The sequence below is a fragment of the Neobacillus terrae genome (genome assembly GCF_011393025.1).
Taxonomy (GTDB): domain Bacteria; phylum Bacillota; class Bacilli; order Bacillales; family Cytobacillaceae; genus Neobacillus_A; species Neobacillus_A terrae.
This window is the reverse complement of record NZ_JAAOEO010000003.1, coordinates 306513-326666: the sequence shown is the minus strand read 5'-3', so window position 1 is coordinate 326666 and position 20154 is coordinate 306513. Positions and strand designations below refer to the sequence as shown.

The window sequence follows — 20154 nt, the reverse complement described above, 5'->3', positions numbered from 1 at the left end:
ATTAAAAAGCAAAAAAAGATGAAGGGGTCCCCTCATCTTCTTTTATTTCCTTGGTTAATCAGAATTTATATCCATACATTCTGAACTCATAATAAAGGCTCGGCATTCTCAGTTTTCTAAGAATTATATTTCTATCTTTTGAAACTGTGCATTATGCAGGCTGGCAAAAGTGCCACCCAGTGCAAGCAGCTCATCATGGCTGCCCTCTTCAGTGATTCCGTCTTCCGTAACCACCATAATGCGGTCGGCATTGCGGATAGTCGCAAGTCTGTGGGCGATAACTAGAGTCGTTCGGTTTTGGGCCAGCTCCATTAATGCCTCCTGAATAATTTGCTCAGTTTCAGTATCCAAAGCCGAAGTAGCTTCATCCAGGATAAGGATTGGCGGGTTCTTGAGGAACATTCTTGCGATGGCGAGCCTTTGCTTTTGGCCGCCGGAAAGCTTCAGTCCCCGTTCCCCAATTTCCGTTTCATAACCGTCAGGCAGCGATTCAATAAACCCTTCAAGATGAGCAAGCCGTGCGGCCTCTTTAACTTCCTCTTCGGAAGCCCCCAGCTTTCCATAGGCAATATTTTCTCTAATTGTTCCTGTAAAAAGGAACACATCCTGCTGGACAATCCCAATCTGTGATCGCAAGGATTGTCTCGTCATATCCCGTATATCTATTCCATCAATAGTAATTGCCCCGGCATCTATGTCGTAGAAACGAGGAATCAGGGAGCAAATGGTGGTTTTTCCAGCACCTGAGGGACCCACAAAGGCAACTGTTTCCCCTTCTTTTATATTAAGATTAATGTTTTCCAAAGTTTGTATCTTTTGGTCATAGCTAAAAGATACATTCCGAAATTCAATATCCCCGTTCAGGGCTGGAACCTCAATAGCACCCTCTGAATCTATTATATCCGGTTCGGAATCAATCATTTCTGTAAAGCGCTTAAAGCCGGCCATTCCCTTTGGATATAGCTCCATAATCGAACTGATTTTATCCACCGGCTTGAAAAGGACGTTAACATATAAAACGAACCCTACGAGTTCACCATAGGTAAGAACACCTTTATAGCTCAGCCAGGCACCATATACGAGGACGGCGAGAGTAATAAATCTGGTCATCATGTAAATACCTGATAAACTGAATGACATAACCTTATAGCCTCCAAGTTTAGCCAGGCGAAATTTTTGGTTGTTTTTTGTGAAAAGCTTAATTTCATGGTGTTCGTTTGTAAAGGACTGTACGACCCGGACACCGGATACACTATCCTCCACCCGGGCGTTAACGTTGCCAATTTCCATGTACATTTGGTTCCAGGCTTTGTTCATTCGCAAGTTGCAAAAGATAATCAGCCACATCAATGAAGGAAGAATACAAATGGCTACAAGCGCCAGTTGGACATTAACGGTTAACATAATCCAAAAAGCTCCCACAATAGTCATTAAAGCAATAAATAAGTCTTCAGGACCATGGTGGGCGAGCTCACCAATATCCAGCAGATCATTGGTGATGTGGCTCATTACATGTCCTGTCTTTGTATTATCAAAAAAACGGAAGGACTGCTTTTGCACATGCCCGAACAGCTGCTGGCGCATATCTGTTTCGATGTTAATACCAAGCATATGGCCCAAATAATTGACGATATACTGAAGAAATGTACTGGCAATATAGAGGGCAAGGAGACCGACGCTAACAGATACAATAGCAGACCAGTTTTCTGAAGGCAGCAGCCTATCGATGAACCACTGGACAGCAAGCGGAAAAGCAAGCTCCAGCAATGCTACTATAACGGCAGAACTGAAATCGAGAATAAATAGTTTTCTGTGTGGCCTATAGTAAGTAAAAAATCGTTTAATCAAAGAAATAACTCCTTATTGTTATAATAAATAGAACGGCTTTTCAGTAAGAAAAAAGCGTCCAGTATCTTAGTTTTTTACAACTACAGTACTTGCAATGTAATCATGCAAAGCCTGCTTTTTCTCCGTAAAGCCAGCGATTATATAGCCGATTTTCAAAATAGCGGCCGAGTGCTCTTCCGAAGGATATCCGATTTCCATTCATTTCAGTAACTTTTACCCCCACTATCTGTTTTCCAAGTGTGGCCTGCATGCCCGCATAATAAAAAAGGTTGGCAGCAATGTAAATCAGATATAAAATTGCCAGCAAACCAAATGCTGCACCGACAGCCCCCCCGGATTGCTGATTCTGAATAAAATGCGGAAACCCCTGCAAATATAAGAGCACCAATAAAAATTGGAATCCCGAGAATAAGGGAATCTATCACTCTTGCTGCAAAACGAATCTAAAATCCTGCGTATTCCTTTTTTTCGAAGGCCGCCATAATAGATCCGCAAGAGGTGCAGAGCTCCTGCATTGGTTTTGTTTCAGCACCGCACTAATTACAGAATTTATGGGTGTTATCCGGCCGGAGACCACAATTTTCACAAAACTCTCCATTCGTTTGATGTCCGTATTCTCGGCAATACATGTATCTCTCACTAAAAAAAATACTATTATCTTTTTATTTGAAATTGTTTCATATATAGTTGAATCATATCACAAATAATTCTGAAATATGACGAGTTATCTTATATATTACATATTTACCTATTTGTGGAAAACGGGCGGTGGTGTTGTGAAAATTGGTAAGTTTGCTGAAACCAATCGTTTAAGTATCGATACAATTCGGCATTACATGGATTTTGGTCTTATTGTTCCAGAGAAAAAAGGAGGCCAATATGATTTTGATTCCCGCTGTCAGATGAATTTAGATAATATCCTTGAATTAAAAGGAATGGACTTTAGTTTAAATGAGATTAAAAAGATCTTTTTTTATAAAAATTTTGGGCGGTTAACAGATTACGAAGCAGACCATTATTATAAAATGATTTATTTAGATAAATTAAAAAAGCTGGATGAAGAGATAAAGGATTTAGTAAATTCGAGGGAAAAACTAAAACAGAAATTAGATCAATTAAAGACGAAGAAATCTGATTCAAGCTCTGCAATGGGAGTTGATTTAAAGGTCCTTGATTTACTAACTTGTTCGAAATGCAGCAGCCCGCTTACACTTCAGAATGGCAGTATCAGCCGAAACCAGGTTATGGAAGGCAGACTTGAATGTGATTGTGGACATTCTTACACCATTTCATCTGGAATGTTGATGGCAGAAGGTGCCGTGGAGCATACTGCAGGGATGCTGGAGGATAACAATATAACAGAATATATCCTTGAAACAGACCAGGGTTATCTGGAAAACCTACATCTCGGCCTCGAGTGGTCGAAGAGGAAGATGGAAAAATTGGAGCTTGATAATAAGATACTTCTTGAGCTTGGTTCTGGCGTTGGTTTTTTCCTTCGCAATATCCTGCGGGATTTACCGGAAAACTGCCTTTATATTGCAGTGGATCGCAGCTTTCCCCGCCATTTGTATTTAAAAGGCCTGCTGGAAAGGTCAGGATTAAAAAGAAATATCCTGTTTATTTGTTCGGACTTTTTAAATCTCCCCTTAAAAGACGGTATCGCTGATTTGCTTATCGACCATGCAGGAACTAGCAACTACAGCTTCGAGCATACAAGCTTTTTACTTAAGGATATAGACCATTTAATTAAAAAGGATGCTTATTTAATGGCTTCCTATTTAGTTTTTAAAAACTTCAGCCATAAAAGTAAAATTAAAGAAGCATTTCGGGAAAATTTTATGACTGAAAAGGTGAAGGAAAAGGTTAAAGAGCTGGGTTATAAAATGTTTGATGAAAGAAAATCTGGTTTGGTTGATAAAGGCGGAAGGTTTGAGAACTTTTTTGTTGAAGGGGAAGAAATCTTTTCATACGCCATATTTGGAAAAAGGTAGGGTCAGCCCTATCTTTTTCTTTTTTTATATTGAAATTTAATGAAATTAGCTATTGCCGTTGGCTTTAGCCAATTGAATACCATAAGGGTAATAAAGAAGCCGGAGGTTTTTATATGCAGGCAGTAGCAATGAATGCAAGCAATCCTAAGGAACAAATAGAAAAAAGAAATCTATACCTATTTTCAGCAGGAAAAACGATCTCAATTGTTGGTACGTCCATTTATAATTTCGCGCTCAGCCTTTATGTACTCAAAATAACCGGATCTGCTTTAAGCTTTGCCATCACCCTTATGCTGGGGGTCATTCCCATGATTCTGATTAATCCTTTTGCCGGTGTTATTGCGGATAAATTTAATAAAAAAAGACTTGTTCTTTCGATGGATGCATTAAATGGTCTATTGCTGGCCCTGGTATATGGTTTAAGTATGATATATGAGCTTCATCTTTATTTCATTTATGCAGCGACCTTTTGTCTGACTGTTTTCACAACCTTTTATGGAGTAGGGCTTGAGGCGGCGAAACCAAACATGGTTTCCGGGGACAGATTAATGAATATAAATTCGGCCAGCAGAATTATTGATTCCATTGCAACCATTGCAGGACCAATGCTGGGCGGTATAGTCTTCGCTATTTTTGATATAAGGTTATTTATATTATTTAATTCTGTTTCATTTATTCTTTCGGCCATATCAGCCGGGTTTATTGATTTTAGCCTTTACCAGGAGAACATGGACCTTAAGAAGGAAAGGGTAAAAGTTCAATTTTTCGCTGATATAAAGGATGGATTCATTTATTTAAAAAACCAGAAAAACATGATCCAGCTATTTAAAGTCTTGATTTCAATTAACTTTTTTCTTGGCTTTGCTCTTACCGTTCCGCTCCCTTATATGGTGAATACAGTTCTGAGCCTGAGCCCTAAGCAATTTGGAATTATTGAAGCAGCTTTTCCTTTGGGAATGATTGCCGGGGCATTAGCGGTAAAAAGAATCACTGAAACATTAAATTACTCAGTCCTTTTATACCGCCTTTGCATTTTTTTAGCTGGAGCAATGGTCTTAATCGGTATTCCTGTTTTGATTAAGGACTATTATTTAAATCATCAGGTCATTGTCGGGTACTTTTGTCTGGTAATGTTTATCTTTGGGGTGATAATTGCCTTTATAGATATTCCTATTGCCTATTACATGCAAAAAATGATTCCAGATGAGTATAGGGGGAGGGTGCTCAGTATTGGAATCAGCATAGGGAAGACCATGCTTCCTCTGGCTATGCTTACTGCAGGAATGCTTTTAAGCCATATTCCTTCATATGTTATGCCAATAGCCGGTGGGGCCTTGTTTTTCCTTCTTAATATTAGGACTGGGAAGAAGCTTGAGTTTGATCTTAATAAATAAAGAAAAAGGAAGTCGGGATAGTTCCCAGCTTCCTTTTTTGGTAAAAAATTTTTATTTAACTCCAACCGCATCAAAGGCATTATTTACAGTTGTTACTTCAGCAGAAGTAGCACCATAAAGATCCTTAGCTGCCTGAACCAATCCAGCGCGGGCCTGGCTGAAGTTTGTTGAAGACGTAAAATAAGTAGTATTGGCACGGTAGAAGATAGCTCCCAGCTTAGCATTTCCGATTCCTGTAACAGTGACTCCGTAAGCAGTTCCGCCCTGGCTGATCAGGTAGGCAGCTTTATTGATGATTCCGCTGTTGGTATGAACTCCGCCGTTATCAGATGTGCCAGTATAACGGTTTGCATAGTTGTCAGGATCACCATACTTGGTTGGATCGCTCATGGATCGTAGTGCATCATTTGGAGTTCCAGGTGTGTAAATATCTTCACCAATTTCAAAGTCCGGGTTGCGGTTATCATAGAATTCTACTAAAGTTCCGAAAATATCGGAAATAGCTTCATTAAGGGCACCGGATTCATTTGAGTAGGTTAGATTTGAGCTTCTTTCTGTCACGGCATGTGTAAGCTCATGTCCGATAACGTCGAGTCCGCCAGATAATGGAATAAAGGTGACGCCATCCCCATCTCCATATACCATTTGAGATCCGTTCCAGAAGGCATTATTATAGTTTCTTGAATAGTGAACGGTTGACTTTAAGGCCGCACCATTATTGTCAAATGAATTTCTATTAAAGGTTGCCTTATAATAATCATAGGTGACACCTGCGTAATAATGTGCATCGACAGCTGGCTTATCATATGCCGCATTCAAATTATTGTCGGCGTCCTTCCACTGGGTACCGGGAAGGATTGAACGGTTTTTTCCATCATAAGTCAGGATTCCCTGTCCTCGCGTATTATCCTGAAGATAATAGTAACCGCTTGATAGCAGAGTTTTGATAGACTTGGTATCTCCAAGCACACCAATTCCTGTGCCAGTTGTGTTTGTACCGGGTAAAGATGCCGGCGGTTTGCTTACAGCAGTATCAATTGAATTAAACTTATCAATGACTGCGCCATTTTCTGCATTAATAAAATAATTATAATTGCCTGGTGACGGGCTTAGGAAATTAAGGTTTACATGGTAAGCGTAAACGGCTTTATCCCCTGTAGTATAGACAACAAGCTCTGAAGTTGGATTTTGCTCATATTGAGGCTTGAATCCCAAATCGTTTTCCGAAATTTTGATCGCTTCGTTTGCAGACTTATTTTTCAATAGGTTTTTTAAGCCTTTTTTATCAAGGTCAGGAGCAACCGTCCCGCTGACTGCCTGAAGAACACCAGAAGAATCAACACGTGCAGCCTGAGTTGAATTCCAGACAGGAACTCCTTCAAATACCTGCTGCAGGCGGACAATCTTACCGCCAAGCGGATCGGCTTCCTCCGATTTTACTTTGAAAGAATTATAGGCAGATTGGCTTCCAAGCTTGTATTCCTGTTTGTGATTTTCAAGGTATTCCAGGATAACATCCTTTGGAGATTTTGCTGAAGCACTTGTAAGCTTGCCGGCTACAAAATCAGGTGTGCCCGTTACCTTGCTGAATTGCTTGGTTTCATTGGCTTTTGAAGTGCTGGCAAATGCACTTGCACCAGCCATTCCGCTTAAAATTAAACCTGCCGATAGAGTAATAGAAACAGCTTTTTTCTTCAATAAAATTCCTCCTTAATTTTGGGTTTGATTCTTAAAAATATAAAACTTAATTATTTATAACAGTATATTCAGAAAATTTCCAACAAAAAATAAACATTTACCAAAATAAGGTTCTAAAGTTGCGTATTGGGACCGAAAAATAGGTATAAAGGTTCTTGTTGGGAAAATTTCAAAATAGTTCTCGGGACTATTGTGGGGATGGATGATCTGCCGTTTAGGTCTTTATCAATAAGTGAACCCAGAAGTGAATCATAGTAAAAAATTAATAGGCTGCCAGGTGGCAGCCTATTTTGAGATTGATTTTAAATGTTACATTCCAGTATTCGCTTTAACAAGTATTTCATTGAATTTTTCTTCATTGACTTTTTCGCGTGAGAGGAGGGTACCCATAAACGCTCCGATAAAGCCCAGTGGTATGGAAACAATACCTGGATTAGCAAGATTGAATAATGGCTTTCCAACAAGAATCGCCTTTCCGGCTTCCTCAGCCCAGATATTAGGGCCAATCGCTACAAGAATAAGAGAACTGGCAAGACCAACAACCATACCAGTAACAGCCCCGGAGGTGTTAAAGCGCTTCCAGAAAATCGTTAATAGAATAATAGGCAGGTTTGCACTGGCAGCCACGGCAAAGGCCAGAGAAACCAGGAAGGCCACATTCATCTTCTGAGCGAAAAGTGCAAGAAGAATCGAGAGGACAGCAACACCAATAGAGGCCCAGCGAGCAGCTACTATTTGCTGTTTTTCTGTTACATTTCCTCTTTTTAAAATATGGCTGTAAAAATCATGGGCAAAGGCCGATGCTGCTGAAAGTACAAGTCCTGCTACAACCGCAAGGATGGTTGCAAAGGCTACTGCAGAGATAAAAGCAAACAGGAATTCTCCGCCGAGTGCCTTAGCGAGAAGTGGCGCTGCCATATTGCCGGCTGGATTGGCTGCCACAATATTATCAAATCCTACAAAGGAGGCTGCCCCAAAGCCGAGGAAGATCGTCATAATATAAAAGATTCCAATAATCCATGTAGCATAAACGACTGACTTTCTTGCTGTAATGGCATCTTTAACCGTAAAGAAGCGAATCAGGATATGCGGAAGACCTGCTGTACCGAGAACAAGCGCAAGGTTCAGCGAAATGGTATCGAGCGGGTTTGTAAATTTATTGCCTGGATTGAGAAAACCTGCTCCCAGTGGAGTTGCCGATTTCATTTCAGTGAACATTTTTGCAATGCTAAAATCAAACTTCGCAAAAACCATGAAAGAAATAAGGAAGGTTCCTGCCATTAAAAGGACAGCCTTGACAATCTGAACCCAGCTTGTGGCCATCATTCCTCCAAAAACCACATAAACGGTCATTAGCGTTCCAACAATTAGAACGGAATAAATATAATCGATTCCTAACAGTAATTTAATAAGTGCACCTGCGCCTACCAGCTGGGCAATCATATAAAAGGTAGATATTGCAATTGTATTTAATGCCGCAACTCCGCGAACCTTTTTGTCATTAAAGCGGGCTGCAATCATATCAGCCATCGTGTATTTCCCCAGGTTCCGCAAAGGTTCCGCTACCAGATAGAGTACTACCAGATAAGCTACAAGAAAGCCGATGCTGTAAAAGAAACCATCAAACCCGGAGAGGGCGATCATGCCTGCAATTCCGAGGAATGATGCAGCTGACATATAATCACCGGCGATAGCCCAGCCATTTTGCCATCCAGTCAGGCTCCCATCAGCTGCATAAAAATCACTAGTCGTTTTTGTCCGCTTTGAGGCGAAATAAGTGATAACCAGGGTTAGTCCAACAATTAGGAGAAAAAGGGTAAAGGCTAATTTATTCATGGTTAGACCCCTCTTCCTGTTTGTTTAACTTTTTCAACTAATTTATCAAATTTGACGGCCTTGTTCGTATAAAGAATACATAAGGCCCAAGTCATAATAAACTGTGCAAATCCAAACACCCATGCCCAGCTGACAGGCCCAAATGCAGGTTTATTTAATACGGTAGAGTAGGCTGTCAGTACAGGTAATGTGAAGTAAAATACCAGGAAGAATAAAGTAAGCGGAAGGATGAATGCGCGTTTAACTTTTAAGAGTTCTTGAAACGGCTGTGACTTAACAATTTCAGTATAGTCTCTCGGAGATGGTTCAAACATGGAGTTTTTGAGGGATTCCTCTTTTACTGCCATTATAGTTCCTCCTTTAAAATATAAAAATAATTACAAGCATCATTATATATTTATCTGAAAAGTTTGTAAAATTAGAAATTAACCGATTTTTCGACAGATATCCAACCAGGCAAAACGATTTTTTATGGGAAACGGCTTTTGGCTGTTCATTTTAAAAAAAATATTAAGGTGGAGCATAAGTATAATGACAAGTGTAAAGACACCTGATATGATAGTATAGTTACTACATATTAACTGAGAAATGAGAGAAAATAACTAAATATATTTGGCAGGGGGTTCCTTATGAAGACACAAAACGAAATTTCCAACCGCCGATTGCTTGGAATTGCGGGCTTAGGCTGGATGTTTGATGCCCTGGATGTCGGCATGCTTTCATTTATTATTGCAGCGTTAAAGGTTGAATGGAATTTGTCGACAGAACAAATGGGATGGATAGGAAGCGTAAATTCAATTGGCATGGCTGTGGGGGCATTAGTTTTTGGAGTAATGGCCGACAGAATTGGCCGAAAGTCTGTCTTTATTCTTACATTATTATTATTTTCAATAGGAAGCGGAGCGGCTGCTTTCACCTCTTCGCTTGCTATCTTTTTAGTTTTTCGCTTTATTATTGGGGCCGGCCTTGGAGGAGAGCTTCCGGTTGCTTCTACACTTGTATCCGAAAGTGTACCGGCTGAGAAAAGGGGCCGTGTTGTTGTTCTGCTAGAAAGCTTTTGGGCTGGTGGCTGGCTGATTGCAGCCCTCATTTCCTACTTCATCATTCCAAAATTCGGCTGGCAAACAGCTTTGATCATAAGTGCTGTACCTGCTATCTATGCGTTATATCTTCGCATGGGGCTTCCGGACTCACCACGTTTTTCGGCAGTAAAGAATAAAAATAAGGTAACTGTATTAGAAAGTATTTCGAAGCTATGGTCAGGGGAATATGCCCGCCGTACCTTAATGCTCTGGATTCTATGGTTCTGTGTCGTGTTCTCATACTATGGAATGTTTTTATGGCTTCCAAGCGTTATGGTCATGAAGGGCTTCAGCTTAATTAAAGGCTTTCAGTATGTACTGATTATGACATTGGCCCAATTGCCTGGTTATTTTACGGCTGCTTGGTTTATTGAAAAGCTTGGCAGGAAGTTTGTTCTTGTGACTTATTTAATAGGTACGGCTTTGAGCGCTTACTTCTTTGGAACAGCAGAATCAAGTGCAATGTTAATGATCTCTGGTATCTTCTTGTCATTCTTTAATCTTGGAGCATGGGGAGCGCTATATGCATACACTCCGGAACAGTATCCAACCAACATTAGGGGAAGCGGTGCCGGAATGGCGGCTGCCATTGGCCGTGTAGGCGGGATCCTTGGACCTCTTCTTGTAGGCTATATGGTTACACAAAAAGTCGATATTTCATCCATTTTCCTAATCTTTTGTGCTGCTGTTTTGGTAGGAGCTGCAACAGTGGTTTTTCTAGGAAGAGAAACTAAAAAGCAAGAGTTAGCTGAAGCCTAATTGGTTAAGTGAGGAGATGCCGAGGCATCTCCTTATTTTAATTTGGTCATGAACAGCGTCTCGAGGACAAATCTCATCGATACGAACCAAGATTGTTCCATTCTCCATTATTAAATACTCATCGTATTAAAAAAACATTTTGTGCAATCGCTTTCCATCATGATTAGTTTCCTTATATAATTTTTCGGTTCTCGAAAGATAATTTTCCAATATAAGTATAGTAGAAAGTAGCTTTGGTCAAATTATATTAAAATATGTTAGAAAAGTACTAGACGAATAGGTAAATATTATGTACAATACTTTCAGAATATTATATTTATTTTAAACAGTCCGATTAGATAGAATACTAGGATTGTTTTATTCCCAAAAAAATAAAAATAGGGGGAAAAGCCATGAGTAAAAAAAGGTTAACAGGGGTGTTAATGTCATTAGCGCTTGCAGGGGGTGTATTGGCCGGTTGTAATTCTTCAGCTAGCGGCGGAGGTGGCGGCGATACTATCAAAATTGGTGCGAACCTTGAATTGTCAGGCGGAGTTGCTTCATACGGACAGTCTGCATCTGAAGGCTTGCAGCTTGCCGTGGATGAAATCAATAAAAAAGGAATTGATGGCAAGAAGCTGAAGCTTATAAAGGTGGACAATAAATCAGACGCAGCTGAAGCAACAAACGCAGCCATCAAGCTTGTCAGCCAGGATAAGGTTGCAGCAATCGTTGGTGCTGCCACAAGTACAAATACATTGGCACAGGTGCAGGTAGCGGATGATAATAAGGTAGTACTTGTTACTCCAACAGGTACTAACCCCACAATTACTAATAAAGATGGAAAAGTAAATGATTATGTATTCAGAACTTGTTTTATCGACCCATTCCAGGGTACTGTAGCAGCAAACTTTGCTTCAAAAGAGCTTAATGTAAAATCAGCTGCAGTTCTGATCGACAGCTCAAGTGACTATGCAAAGGGCCTTGCCGCTGCGTTTAAAACATCTTTTAAGAAAAATGGCGGAAAAATTGTTTCCCAGGAAGCATACGTTCAAAAGGATACAGACTTCCATGCCACTTTAACAAGAATCAAAGCTTCTAATCCGGAGTTTATCTTCCTTCCTGGCTACTATGAAGAGGTTGGTCTGATCGTGAAGCAGGCAAGAGAGATTGGTCTTGATGTTCCTATCATGGGAGGAGATGGATGGGATTCTCCAAAGCTTGTTGACATTGCAGGTAAAGAAGCTTTGAAAAATACCTATATCACTAACCACTATTCTTCAGGAGATAAGGATAAAAAGGTTCAGGAATTCGTTTCAGCGTTCAAAAAGAAATATGGAAAATCACCGGATGCATTTAGTGCCCTCGGTTATGACTCAGGCTACTTTATCGCAGATGCAATTAAACGTGCGAAGAGCAGTGACCCTGAAAAAATTAAAGACGCACTTGCCAAGACTGATGGCCTGAGCCTTGTTTCCGGTAAGTTAAAGCTTGATAAGAATCATGATCCAATTAAATCAGCGGTTATTCTTGAATATGTAAACGGGGAACAAACCTTTAAAACAAAGGTAAATCCTTAATTTCATAAGAAATGAATAGGGAGAACAGTCGTATCTCCCTATTCATTTTTTAATAAAAAGAAGGCCCTTTCGGAGGAGTGTGAAGAGATGGAATGGATACAGCAGCTCGTTAACGGGATTTCTCTTGGCAGTATATATGCACTAATTGCATTAGGTTACACCATGGTTTATGGAATTGTAAAACTTATAAACTTTGCTCACGGCGATGTATTTATGGTAGGTTCATTCGTCGGCTTTTATTCAATTTCTATTTTTCATCTTGGCTTTTTTCCAGCTTTGCTGATAAGTATGGCAGTTTGTGCCATTTTCGGTGTTTTAATCGAAAGGATTGCTTATAAACCACTAAGGAACGCAACCAGGATTGCGGCTTTAATTACAGCTATTGGTGTTTCCCTGCTGATCGAATATACAACAATTTATGCACGCGGAGCGCAGCCAGAAGCATATCCTGATAAGCTATTACCTTTTAAAAATGTTGAATTTTTTGGTGTAAAAATCAGCAGCCAGTCCTTATTTATTTTAGCTATTTCCATATTGCTGATGATTCTGCTTCAGTTTATTGTTCATAAAACGAAAATTGGCAAAGCAATGCGTGCCGTTTCTCATGATATGGATGCAGCAAGACTCATGGGCATTAACGTTGATAATACCATTTCTGCAACGTTTGCAATTGGATCTGCTCTTGCAGGTGCTGCAGGCGTTATTTTTGGAATGTACTATACAAAAATCGAACCGCTTATGGGAATTATCCCTGGTCTTAAGGCCTTTGTTGCGGCAGTCCTTGGAGGAATAGGAATTATCCCTGGTGCAATGGTCGGCGGACTGGTGCTTGGTGTAATTGAATCGCTGGTAAGTGCGAGCGGATATTCTTTATGGCGTGATGGAGCAGCCTTTGTGGTGCTTATTCTTATTTTGATTTTCCGCCCTTCAGGTATCTTTGGCAAAAATGTCAGGGAAAAGGTTTAAGGGGGAGAGACGATGAAAAAACTTACGCATGGAAAGGGTTTTTGGACAGCTATTGTTGTAGTTGCCATTTTATCTGCGCTCATTCAATTTTTAATTTCTGGCGGTACGCTGAACTCATTTTATGTTAATACGATTTTTTATATTGGGATTAATATTATTCTTGCAACCAGTCTCCATCTGATTATGGGAATCACAGGCCAGTTTTCGATAGGCCACGCTGGCTTCCTGGCGGTAGGTGCCTATGCATCCGCCATTATGACTATGAAGCTTGACCTCCCTTTCCCGGTAGCGATCCTCGCTGGCGGCATTGCGGCTGGAATTGCAGGTCTTATCATCGGAATTCCGAGCCTTCGGCTAAAAGGAGACTATCTGGCAATTGCCACTTTAGGCTTTGGTGAAATTGTTCGGATAACCTTTTTGAACATCGATTATATTGGCGGTGCCAGTGGGATGCAGGTTCGCCATTTAACTACCTGGCCATGGCTTGTCGCTTGTGTCGTTCTTACTGTAGTGGTTATTACAAACTTTACGAATTCGACACACGGCCGTGCATGTATCTCCATTCGTGAAAATGAGATTGCCGCTGACGCAATGGGTATTAATACGACTTATTATAAAGTAGCGGCCTTTGTAATTGGCTCATTTTTTGCAGGCATTGCCGGAGCACTTTATGCCCATAACTTTTACATTATCCAGCCAACCAACTTTGGCTTCTTAAAATCATTTGATATCTTAATCTTTGTCGTGCTTGGCGGCCTGGGAAGTATGTCTGGTGCAGTTATTGCCGCAATATTGCTCACAATTATTTCAACATTCCTTCAGGATTATTCGGAAACCCGGATGATTATTTACAGTCTTGTCCTGATTATTATGATGCTTTACCGCCCTCAGGGACTGATGGGCACAAAGGAACTTACTTCACTCTTTAAATATCGCGGTACTGGAAAAGGAGGAATGCCGAATGACAACAAACAAACTATTGCTTAAGGTAGAAAAGGCAGGAATCCGGTTTGGCGGACTGCAGGCCGTTTCCGACGTGAATTTAGAGTTGAAGCAGGGGGAGCTGGTTGGTTTAATCGGTCCGAACGGTGCAGGTAAAACTACCTTTTTTAATCTGCTGACTGGTGTTTATGTTCCTACTGAAGGAAGCATTGAATTAGACGGAGATAAACTAAATGGGCTTGCTCCATTTAAAATTACGAGGAAAGGTATTAGCCGAACGTTTCAGAACATCCGCCTGTTTGGAGAACTGTCCGTTCTGGATAATGTTAAAGTTGCCTATCATTCTCGGGCAAAGCATTCAATCCTAAGTTCCATATTCCGCCTGCCGCATCATTTCTCAGGTGAAAAAGAAATGGAAGAACAGGCAATTGAGTTTCTAAAGATTTTTAAACTTGAAGGTTTCCTTCATGAAAAAGCAAAGAACCTTCCTTACGGACAGCAGCGCCGCCTCGAGATTGCGAGGGCATTGGCTGCTAATCCGAAGCTGCTTCTTTTGGATGAGCCGGCTGCTGGTATGAATCCTCAGGAAACGCACGAACTTATGAATTTAATTTCTTTTATCCGGGAAAGATTTTCCCTTACTGTTCTCCTGATTGAACATGACATGCTCCTTGTAATGGGTGTATGCGAAAGAATTTATGTTTTAGACCATGGTCAGCTGATTGCTCAAGGCACTCCGCAGGAAATTCGGAATAACCCTAAAGTAATCGAAGCATACCTCGGTGAGGAGGTTTCATGATGCTGCAAATTAATGATATTAACGTTTATTATGGAAATATCCAGGCATTGAAGGGAGTTTCTCTTGAAATAAATGAAGGTGAAATTGTTACTCTGATTGGAGCCAATGGAGCGGGTAAAAGCACTCTGTTAAAAACCATTTCCGGATTGGCGAAACCCAAGAAGGGCGACATTATCTTTGAAGGAGATTCCATTTCCGGCAAGGTAGCGCAGACGATTGTTAAAAAAGGTATATCTCACGTTCCGGAAGGCCGCCGGGTTTTCTCGAATATGTCTGTTGAGGAAAACCTTGAGCTGGGAGCATATTTAAGGAAAGACAAGCAGGGAATCCGCGAAGACTTTTCGAAGGTCTATGATCTTTTTCCAAGGCTTCATGAGCGCAGAAAGCAGCTGTCCGGAACCTTGTCAGGCGGGGAACAGCAAATGCTGGCAATGGGAAGGGCTTTGATGGCCCGCCCTCGCCTTCTTCTGCTTGATGAACCGTCCATGGGTCTTGCACCTTTGCTGGTGAAAACCATCTTTAGGATTATTGAGGAAATCAATAATACCGGAACAACGATCCTCCTGGTTGAACAAAATGCCAATATGGCTCTTTCCATTGCTTCAAGAGCATATGTTATTGAAACGGGAAAAATTGTTCTTTCCGGTACGCCTGATGAGCTCAATCAAAGTGACCAAATTAAAAATGCCTACCTGGGTGGGCACTAAAATTTGCCCAGCGAATGAGATAAACAATAATCCAATACAATATTAAAACAAATACAAGGGCCGGAAGCGATTCCGGCCCTTGTATTTGTTTTATTTTAACTGGGTAGTACTTAGGAATTCCCTCGTTCGTTCTTCTTTAGGGTTTTCAAAGAATTCCTCAGGATGTCCTTTTTCAATAATCATGCCATCGTTCATATAAATAATCCAATCCGCAACCTCTCTGGCAAAGCCCATTTCATGGGTAACGACAACCATTGTCATTCCATCCTCAGCCAGTTCCTTCATTGTTGCCAGTACTTCACCTACAAGCTCGGGGTCAAGAGCGGATGTGGGTTCATCAAACAACATAATATCCGGTTTCATTGCCAAAGCCCTGGCAATGGCCACACGCTGTTTTTGGCCTCCGGACAATTTACTTGGATAAACGTCAGCCTTGTCGCCCAGTCCAACCTTGGACAGAAGTACCTTAGCTTCCTCTATTGCTTCCTGTTTTGAAACCTTTTTGACATGTACAGGTGCTTCAATGATATTTTCCAATACAGTCATATGTGGAAAAAGATTAAAATGCTGAAATACCATTCCAACCTTTTGGCGAATTTCATTAATATCATGCGTACTTCGGGTAATCTCTTCCCCTTCAATGATAATGTTACCATTATCCTTTTTTTCCAAAAAGTTAAGGCAGCGGAGGAGTGTGCTTTTTCCGGATCCGCTGGCTCCAATAAGGCAAACAACATCACTTTCAAAGACTTCCAAATTGATATTTTTTAAAACATGCAAATCACCAAATGATTTATTTAAATTTTCAATTTTTATCATTTCTCTTGTGGTCATTTAAAGTCCTCCTATCGGTCGCTGACTGCTAATCGATTTTCGAAAAGCCTTACAATAATCGTCAGCAATGCCACCAGTACAAGATAATAAACTGCTACGATCAGCAGATAGGTCATTTCGTCAAAGTTATTTGATCCAAGTGTTGTTGCAACATTGAATAATTCGTTCATTGAAATAAAGGCAGCAAGTGATGAGTCTTTAAGGCCAATAATAAATTGGTTGCCAAGAGGCGGAAGTGCACGCCTAAACGCTTGTGGTAAAATAATCCGGCGCATAGCCAGTCCCTTTGACATACCTAGAGAACGGCCTGCTTCCATTTGTCCTTTATCAATTGATTGAATCGTTCCGCGGAAAATCTCTGCAATATAGGCGCCGTTATGAAAAGCCAATGCTAGTGCTGCAGCCCAGAAGTCAGGGATGAGGAAAATTCCGCTAATACCAAAGTATAAAATGAAAATCTGTACAATTAGTGGTGTTCCTCGAACCAGATACACGTAGGCATCTGAAATAAAACTGAGAATTTTACTGCGTGAGATTTTTAATAGTGCGAAAAATAATCCAATGATAATTCCAAACAGGATGGATACAGCAGTAAGCTTTAAAGTTAGCAGCATCGCATCGATGAACAGTCCCTTGTTGCTTACAAGAGTTTCGAAAAAGTGCGAAAAACTAGGCAATGTAACAACTTCCTTTCTATTTAACTATCAGATAGTTTCTTTTGATTTAAAAGCTAATTTATTCTGGTTTAGTGGTAATGTCTTCACCAAAATATTTTTTGGAAATTCTGCTTAATGTGCCATTTTTGCGAAGATGTTCAAGTGCTTCGTTTACCCGTTTCAGCAATTGAGGGTTGTCCTTGGAGATGACAACGGCCTGTTCACTTCGTTCAATTAATTGCTGCCCTTTTATCTTGAAACCTTCTTTTGCCGCGCTTTTACCAGTGACAAAGTCTGTAATAACAGCATCATGTCTTCCAATACTTAAGGCCTTCAAAGCGGTTATATCACTATCGTACATTTTAATATTGCTTGTATATTTTTTTGCGGTATCCGCATATGTTGAACCTTTTGCAACAGCCACTTCTTTCCCCTTTAGATCATCGACAGTCTTGATTTTGCTGTCTGGACGGGTGAAAATCTGCGGTCCTGAATAATAATAAGGAGTTGAGAAAAGGACGTGTTTTGCACGAAGCGGATTGATGGTGTGGCTGGCAACAGCTGCATCAGCACGTCCAGTTTTAATCCCTTCAACTATGCCCTTAAATTTCATTCTCTTTTGAACAGGCTTTAAGCCGAGATCTTTAGCAATTGCATTACCGACCTCTATATCAAATCCGGTCATGGAAAGGTCGTCATTTTTCACGTAACTAAAAGGCTTGAATTCACCTGAAGCCGAAAAAACAAATGTATCTTTATCAATCAGCTCTGTCCCATCGGCAAGTTTATCTTTTTTGGCGCATCCGGACAGTAAGCCAGTAAATAGTAAGCCGAAAACCAAAAGCAATAATCTCATTTTCATGCTTTGATAAATCTCCTCTCTATATTGGTGCATAGTACTTAGTTACCCTGAATGCTAGATAATAATCTTACTAACTGAAATGTGGAAAAATCTTATAGGAAGGAAGTTTTTGAAGAGGAGGCTATGGGATCTAAACTTTTCAGGAGAATAGATTCAGGTATGTGGGTCCTTGGACCTGTATCACTCACAGTGAGCGGGATTCGGACAAGACTCCTTAGGACCTACACAGGCAGTCCGCATAAACCTTGCATTCGGACACGGAACTCCCGGGATTAACGCAAGCAGTCCGAATAGGCCCCATATTCGGACCGGAAGCCCTAGGTATTGATGCAAGCTGTCGAATAGACGCTAATTGAAAAAATACAGAAAAGAGCAATAAAAGGTACGAAAAGAGGATGAAAAAAAGAACCCTTGAAGGTTCCTCAGTTATACATGAAGTTTAATCTCATGACGTGACCCGGGATGTATTTGTTTCTTAACTTTAATCGCATAGTCCTTATAAAGAAGTTCCAATCCAACGATTGCAAGGGAAAAAATATTGGCATAGTTTTTCTGTACTTCCCATTTCAATTCATTTTTACCACAGATGCTGTGCCGGTTTAATTCTTCTATTTCTTTTTTGATTTTCACAAGCTCTACCGAGTGGAGTTCCGGTGAAAGTGATAGAAGTTGGTCAATTTTTTTAATGTACTCCATGGATCTTTGAATCTTAGAATCTATGTCCAGATATCCTTCATGATCAATAAGTCTGTGCTGCAGTTTAAACTTATTTAGTTTGCTGGCTGCAGCATAGGTGGCATTGACAATATCATCCCTGGTCATCTCATTTGTTCATAGCTGAGCATATGCTTCCAGGAGGGCTGTGCAATGGCCGCACGGTGATCTTCAAGTGAATAGCAAAACCTTTTATAGCCATATTTTTCAGGGTATTCAAAGGCAGTGCTTGCGGGATCGAGAAAGGGTGCGAGAGGGGCCACGAAATAAAAAAGACGCGAATCCTTATTGCAGTTTAGGTGAATAGTTTCACAGAAATCAATATTATCTAGAGCACTTTGATAGGTTTGCCCGGGAATTCCCACCATGAAAAAAAGATCAATTTTATTACAATCATGCTTTAATACGAAATTCAATGTATCTATTACCTTATCATTTGTACAGTGGAATTTTCCGTTTAGCTTTCTTAGCTTTTCGTCATGTGTTTCGAGCGTAATCTCGATGCTATACTTTGGAACTGCATCATGTAATTGCCTAAAAAACTCTTCATCTGCATATTGGAATAATTCAAATACGATTTCATTTTTAAGCTTCATATCTTTTAGTAGCGAAAAAAATTCGATTACATACTCTGGCCCGCCTTGACGGATATCATGAAGAATGAAGATGGGCGCACGGCTGAAACGCTGAATAAACTGGATATCCTCAGCAAGCTTTGCGGGTGACCTTAGTGCCAGAGATTTACGGCCGCAATTTTGCAAATAGGCCTCCTTCGACCCGCCGCATATGAGACAGCTTTGTGTGCAGCCGCGTGCGGTCAGCAGTGCAGTGTTAGGATATTGGAGCCAGCCGTTATAGGGGAGAGGGTCAAGAAAATTTTTATATTTGAAGACGGATTTAATTGTATATCTGTATCCGGGAACATCAAGGTCGTCTAAATTGTCCGGAACATACGTAAGCGGATTAAAGCCAGGTTTATTGTCCTTTTTCCACGTAAGGTTCGGAATCTCTTCGTAGTCGGTTTCTCTTGTTTCAAGCTTATTTAACAATAGAAGCATAAGCTTTTCAGTAGAATCTCCTCTCATGACAAAGTCAATAAAGGGATATTCAATTAATTCCTTGTGGAAATAGGTAGCCGACAGGCCTCCAAAAATAACAGGGGTTTCTGGATGGAGTTTTTTTATTATCCTAGCAATTTCAATACTGCCATGTGCATGGGGAAGCCAATGGAGGACAATCCCAAATGCTTTGGTTTTAATCTTTCTTAATTTTTTTTCAACATCGAAATTTTGATCCATCAGCATTCGATTCGCAAGGTTGATAATTTTCACACGAAGACCGTAGCGTTCAAGGTAATCGGCAATGCTTGTTATTCCTATTGGATACATCTCAAAAACAGGAGATGAGGGAACCACATCACTTATAGGACCAGCAAGTAATGAATTTTTTCTAAAATCATAGACGCTTGGAGCATGCAGAAAAACAAAGTCATACATCATTAGGC

General features: G+C 40.5%; 18 protein-coding genes. 8 read left to right on the top strand and 10 right to left on the bottom strand.

Annotation, left to right across the window (positions count from 1 at the left end; genetic code table 11):
• Positions 1 to 123: 123 nt before the first annotated feature.
• Together G8761_RS06155 and G8761_RS06150 are read right to left on the bottom strand one after the other, a co-directional pair.
• The gene (locus G8761_RS06155) at positions 124 to 1848 is read right to left on the bottom strand and encodes an ABC transporter ATP-binding protein (RefSeq protein WP_166024693.1); all 1725 of its coding nucleotides are present in this window, start codon (positions 1846 to 1848) and stop codon (positions 124 to 126) included.
• A gap of 100 nt (positions 1849 to 1948) precedes the next feature.
• Complete coding sequence (locus G8761_RS06150; RefSeq protein ID WP_243449907.1) at positions 1949 to 2221, bottom strand: RDD family protein; 273 nt, start codon at positions 2219 to 2221, stop codon at positions 1949 to 1951.
• A gap of 403 nt (positions 2222 to 2624) precedes the next feature.
• Between G8761_RS06150 and G8761_RS06145 the strand changes: the two genes are divergently transcribed.
• Entirely contained in the window at positions 2625 to 3842 is a 1218-nt protein-coding gene (locus G8761_RS06145) for a MerR family transcriptional regulator (protein ID WP_166024691.1), read from the top strand.
• A 113-nt stretch (positions 3843 to 3955) separates the two neighbouring features.
• On the top strand, positions 3956 to 5236 hold the full coding sequence (locus tag G8761_RS06140) for an MFS transporter (RefSeq protein WP_166024689.1): 1281 nt from the start codon (positions 3956 to 3958) through the stop codon (positions 5234 to 5236).
• Positions 5237 to 5287: 51 nt separating this feature from the next.
• Here G8761_RS06140 and G8761_RS06135 read toward each other — a convergent pair whose 3' ends face one another.
• The 3 genes from G8761_RS06135 to G8761_RS06125 form a co-directional block, all read right to left on the bottom strand.
• Positions 5288 to 6934 carry a M4 family metallopeptidase gene (locus G8761_RS06135; protein ID WP_166024687.1) on the bottom strand — a complete coding sequence of 549 codons (1647 nt, stop codon included), beginning with the start codon at positions 6932 to 6934 and terminating at the stop codon, positions 5288 to 5290.
• 309 nt (positions 6935 to 7243) lie between these two features.
• Positions 7244 to 8770: a solute symporter family protein gene (locus tag G8761_RS06130; RefSeq protein ID WP_166024685.1), complete on the bottom strand. Its 1527-nt coding sequence runs from the start codon at positions 8768 to 8770 to the stop codon at positions 7244 to 7246.
• A 2-nt stretch (positions 8771 to 8772) separates the two neighbouring features.
• The gene (locus G8761_RS06125; RefSeq protein ID WP_166024683.1) at positions 8773 to 9117 is read right to left on the bottom strand and encodes a DUF485 domain-containing protein; all 345 of its coding nucleotides are present in this window, start codon (positions 9115 to 9117) and stop codon (positions 8773 to 8775) included.
• A gap of 282 nt (positions 9118 to 9399) precedes the next feature.
• On the opposite strand from G8761_RS06125, the gene G8761_RS06120 reads away from it, so the two are divergent.
• The 6 genes from G8761_RS06120 (at position 9400) to G8761_RS06095 (ending at position 15584) form a co-directional block, all read left to right on the top strand.
• Complete coding sequence (locus G8761_RS06120) at positions 9400 to 10611, top strand: MFS transporter (RefSeq protein WP_166024681.1); 1212 nt, start codon at positions 9400 to 9402, stop codon at positions 10609 to 10611.
• A gap of 392 nt (positions 10612 to 11003) precedes the next feature.
• On the top strand, positions 11004 to 12170 hold the full coding sequence (locus G8761_RS06115; RefSeq protein ID WP_166024679.1) for an ABC transporter substrate-binding protein: 1167 nt from the start codon (positions 11004 to 11006) through the stop codon (positions 12168 to 12170).
• An 87-nt stretch (positions 12171 to 12257) separates the two neighbouring features.
• Positions 12258 to 13136 (top strand): branched-chain amino acid ABC transporter permease, encoded by an 879-nt coding sequence (locus tag G8761_RS06110; RefSeq protein WP_166024677.1) that lies wholly within the window; start codon positions 12258 to 12260, stop codon positions 13134 to 13136.
• A 12-nt stretch (positions 13137 to 13148) separates the two neighbouring features.
• Positions 13149 to 14123, top strand: a complete 975-nt coding sequence (locus G8761_RS06105; protein ID WP_166024675.1) for a branched-chain amino acid ABC transporter permease — start codon at positions 13149 to 13151, stop codon at positions 14121 to 14123.
• Positions 14098 to 14877, top strand: a complete 780-nt coding sequence (locus G8761_RS06100; protein WP_166024673.1) for an ABC transporter ATP-binding protein — start codon at positions 14098 to 14100, stop codon at positions 14875 to 14877. Before G8761_RS06105 ends, G8761_RS06100 begins: the two co-directional genes overlap by 26 nt.
• Complete coding sequence (locus G8761_RS06095) at positions 14877 to 15584, top strand: ABC transporter ATP-binding protein (RefSeq protein ID WP_166024672.1); 708 nt, start codon at positions 14877 to 14879, stop codon at positions 15582 to 15584. The genes G8761_RS06100 and G8761_RS06095 overlap by 1 nt, the downstream gene beginning before the upstream one ends.
• A 90-nt stretch (positions 15585 to 15674) precedes the next feature.
• On the opposite strand, the gene G8761_RS06090 is transcribed toward G8761_RS06095, so the two are convergent.
• From G8761_RS06090 to G8761_RS06075, 5 genes are all read right to left on the bottom strand, one after another.
• Positions 15675 to 16418, bottom strand: coding sequence for an amino acid ABC transporter ATP-binding protein (locus G8761_RS06090; protein WP_166024670.1), 744 nt, complete (start codon positions 16416 to 16418; stop codon positions 15675 to 15677).
• An 11-nt stretch (positions 16419 to 16429) separates the two neighbouring features.
• Positions 16430 to 17095, bottom strand: a complete 666-nt coding sequence (locus G8761_RS06085; protein ID WP_166024669.1) for an amino acid ABC transporter permease — start codon at positions 17093 to 17095, stop codon at positions 16430 to 16432.
• Positions 17096 to 17153: 58 nt separating this feature from the next.
• Positions 17154 to 17936, bottom strand: coding sequence for a transporter substrate-binding domain-containing protein (locus G8761_RS06080; RefSeq protein WP_420800230.1), 783 nt, complete (start codon positions 17934 to 17936; stop codon positions 17154 to 17156).
• Positions 17937 to 18362: 426 nt separating this feature from the next.
• Entirely contained in the window at positions 18363 to 18758 is a 396-nt protein-coding gene (locus G8761_RS27020) for a hypothetical protein (protein WP_243449906.1), read from the bottom strand.
• On the bottom strand, positions 18755 to 20149 hold the full coding sequence (locus tag G8761_RS06075) for a TIGR04190 family B12-binding domain/radical SAM domain protein (RefSeq protein WP_243449905.1): 1395 nt from the start codon (positions 20147 to 20149) through the stop codon (positions 18755 to 18757). The genes G8761_RS27020 and G8761_RS06075 overlap by 4 nt, the downstream gene beginning before the upstream one ends.
• Positions 20150 to 20154 lie beyond the last annotated feature (5 nt).

Bases quoted from the DNA above. Each gene is read 5' to 3' on its own strand.
- G8761_RS06110 (WP_166024677.1), top strand. From the start codon at position 12,258: ATGGAATGGATACAGCAGCTCGTTAACGGGATTTCTCTTGGCAGTATA.
- G8761_RS06075 (WP_243449905.1), bottom strand. From the start codon at position 20,149: ATGATGTATGACTTTGTTTTTCTGCATGCTCCAAGCGTCTATGATTTT.
- G8761_RS06125 (WP_166024683.1), bottom strand. From the start codon at position 9,117: ATGGCAGTAAAAGAGGAATCCCTCAAAAACTCCATGTTTGAACCATCT.
- G8761_RS06140 (WP_166024689.1), top strand. From the start codon at position 3,956: ATGCAGGCAGTAGCAATGAATGCAAGCAATCCTAAGGAACAAATAGAA.
- G8761_RS06105 (WP_166024675.1), top strand. From the start codon at position 13,149: ATGAAAAAACTTACGCATGGAAAGGGTTTTTGGACAGCTATTGTTGTA.
- G8761_RS06115 (WP_166024679.1), top strand. From the start codon at position 11,004: ATGAGTAAAAAAAGGTTAACAGGGGTGTTAATGTCATTAGCGCTTGCA.
- G8761_RS06090 (WP_166024670.1), bottom strand. From the start codon at position 16,418: ATGACCACAAGAGAAATGATAAAAATTGAAAATTTAAATAAATCATTT.
- G8761_RS06120 (WP_166024681.1), top strand. From the start codon at position 9,400: ATGAAGACACAAAACGAAATTTCCAACCGCCGATTGCTTGGAATTGCG.
- G8761_RS06130 (WP_166024685.1), bottom strand. From the start codon at position 8,770: ATGAATAAATTAGCCTTTACCCTTTTTCTCCTAATTGTTGGACTAACC.
- G8761_RS06100 (WP_166024673.1), top strand. From the start codon at position 14,098: ATGACAACAAACAAACTATTGCTTAAGGTAGAAAAGGCAGGAATCCGG.
- G8761_RS27020 (WP_243449906.1), bottom strand. From the start codon at position 18,758: ATGACCAGGGATGATATTGTCAATGCCACCTATGCTGCAGCCAGCAAA.
- G8761_RS06080 (WP_420800230.1), bottom strand. From the start codon at position 17,936: ATGAAAATGAGATTATTGCTTTTGGTTTTCGGCTTACTATTTACTGGC.
- G8761_RS06095 (WP_166024672.1), top strand. From the start codon at position 14,877: ATGCTGCAAATTAATGATATTAACGTTTATTATGGAAATATCCAGGCA.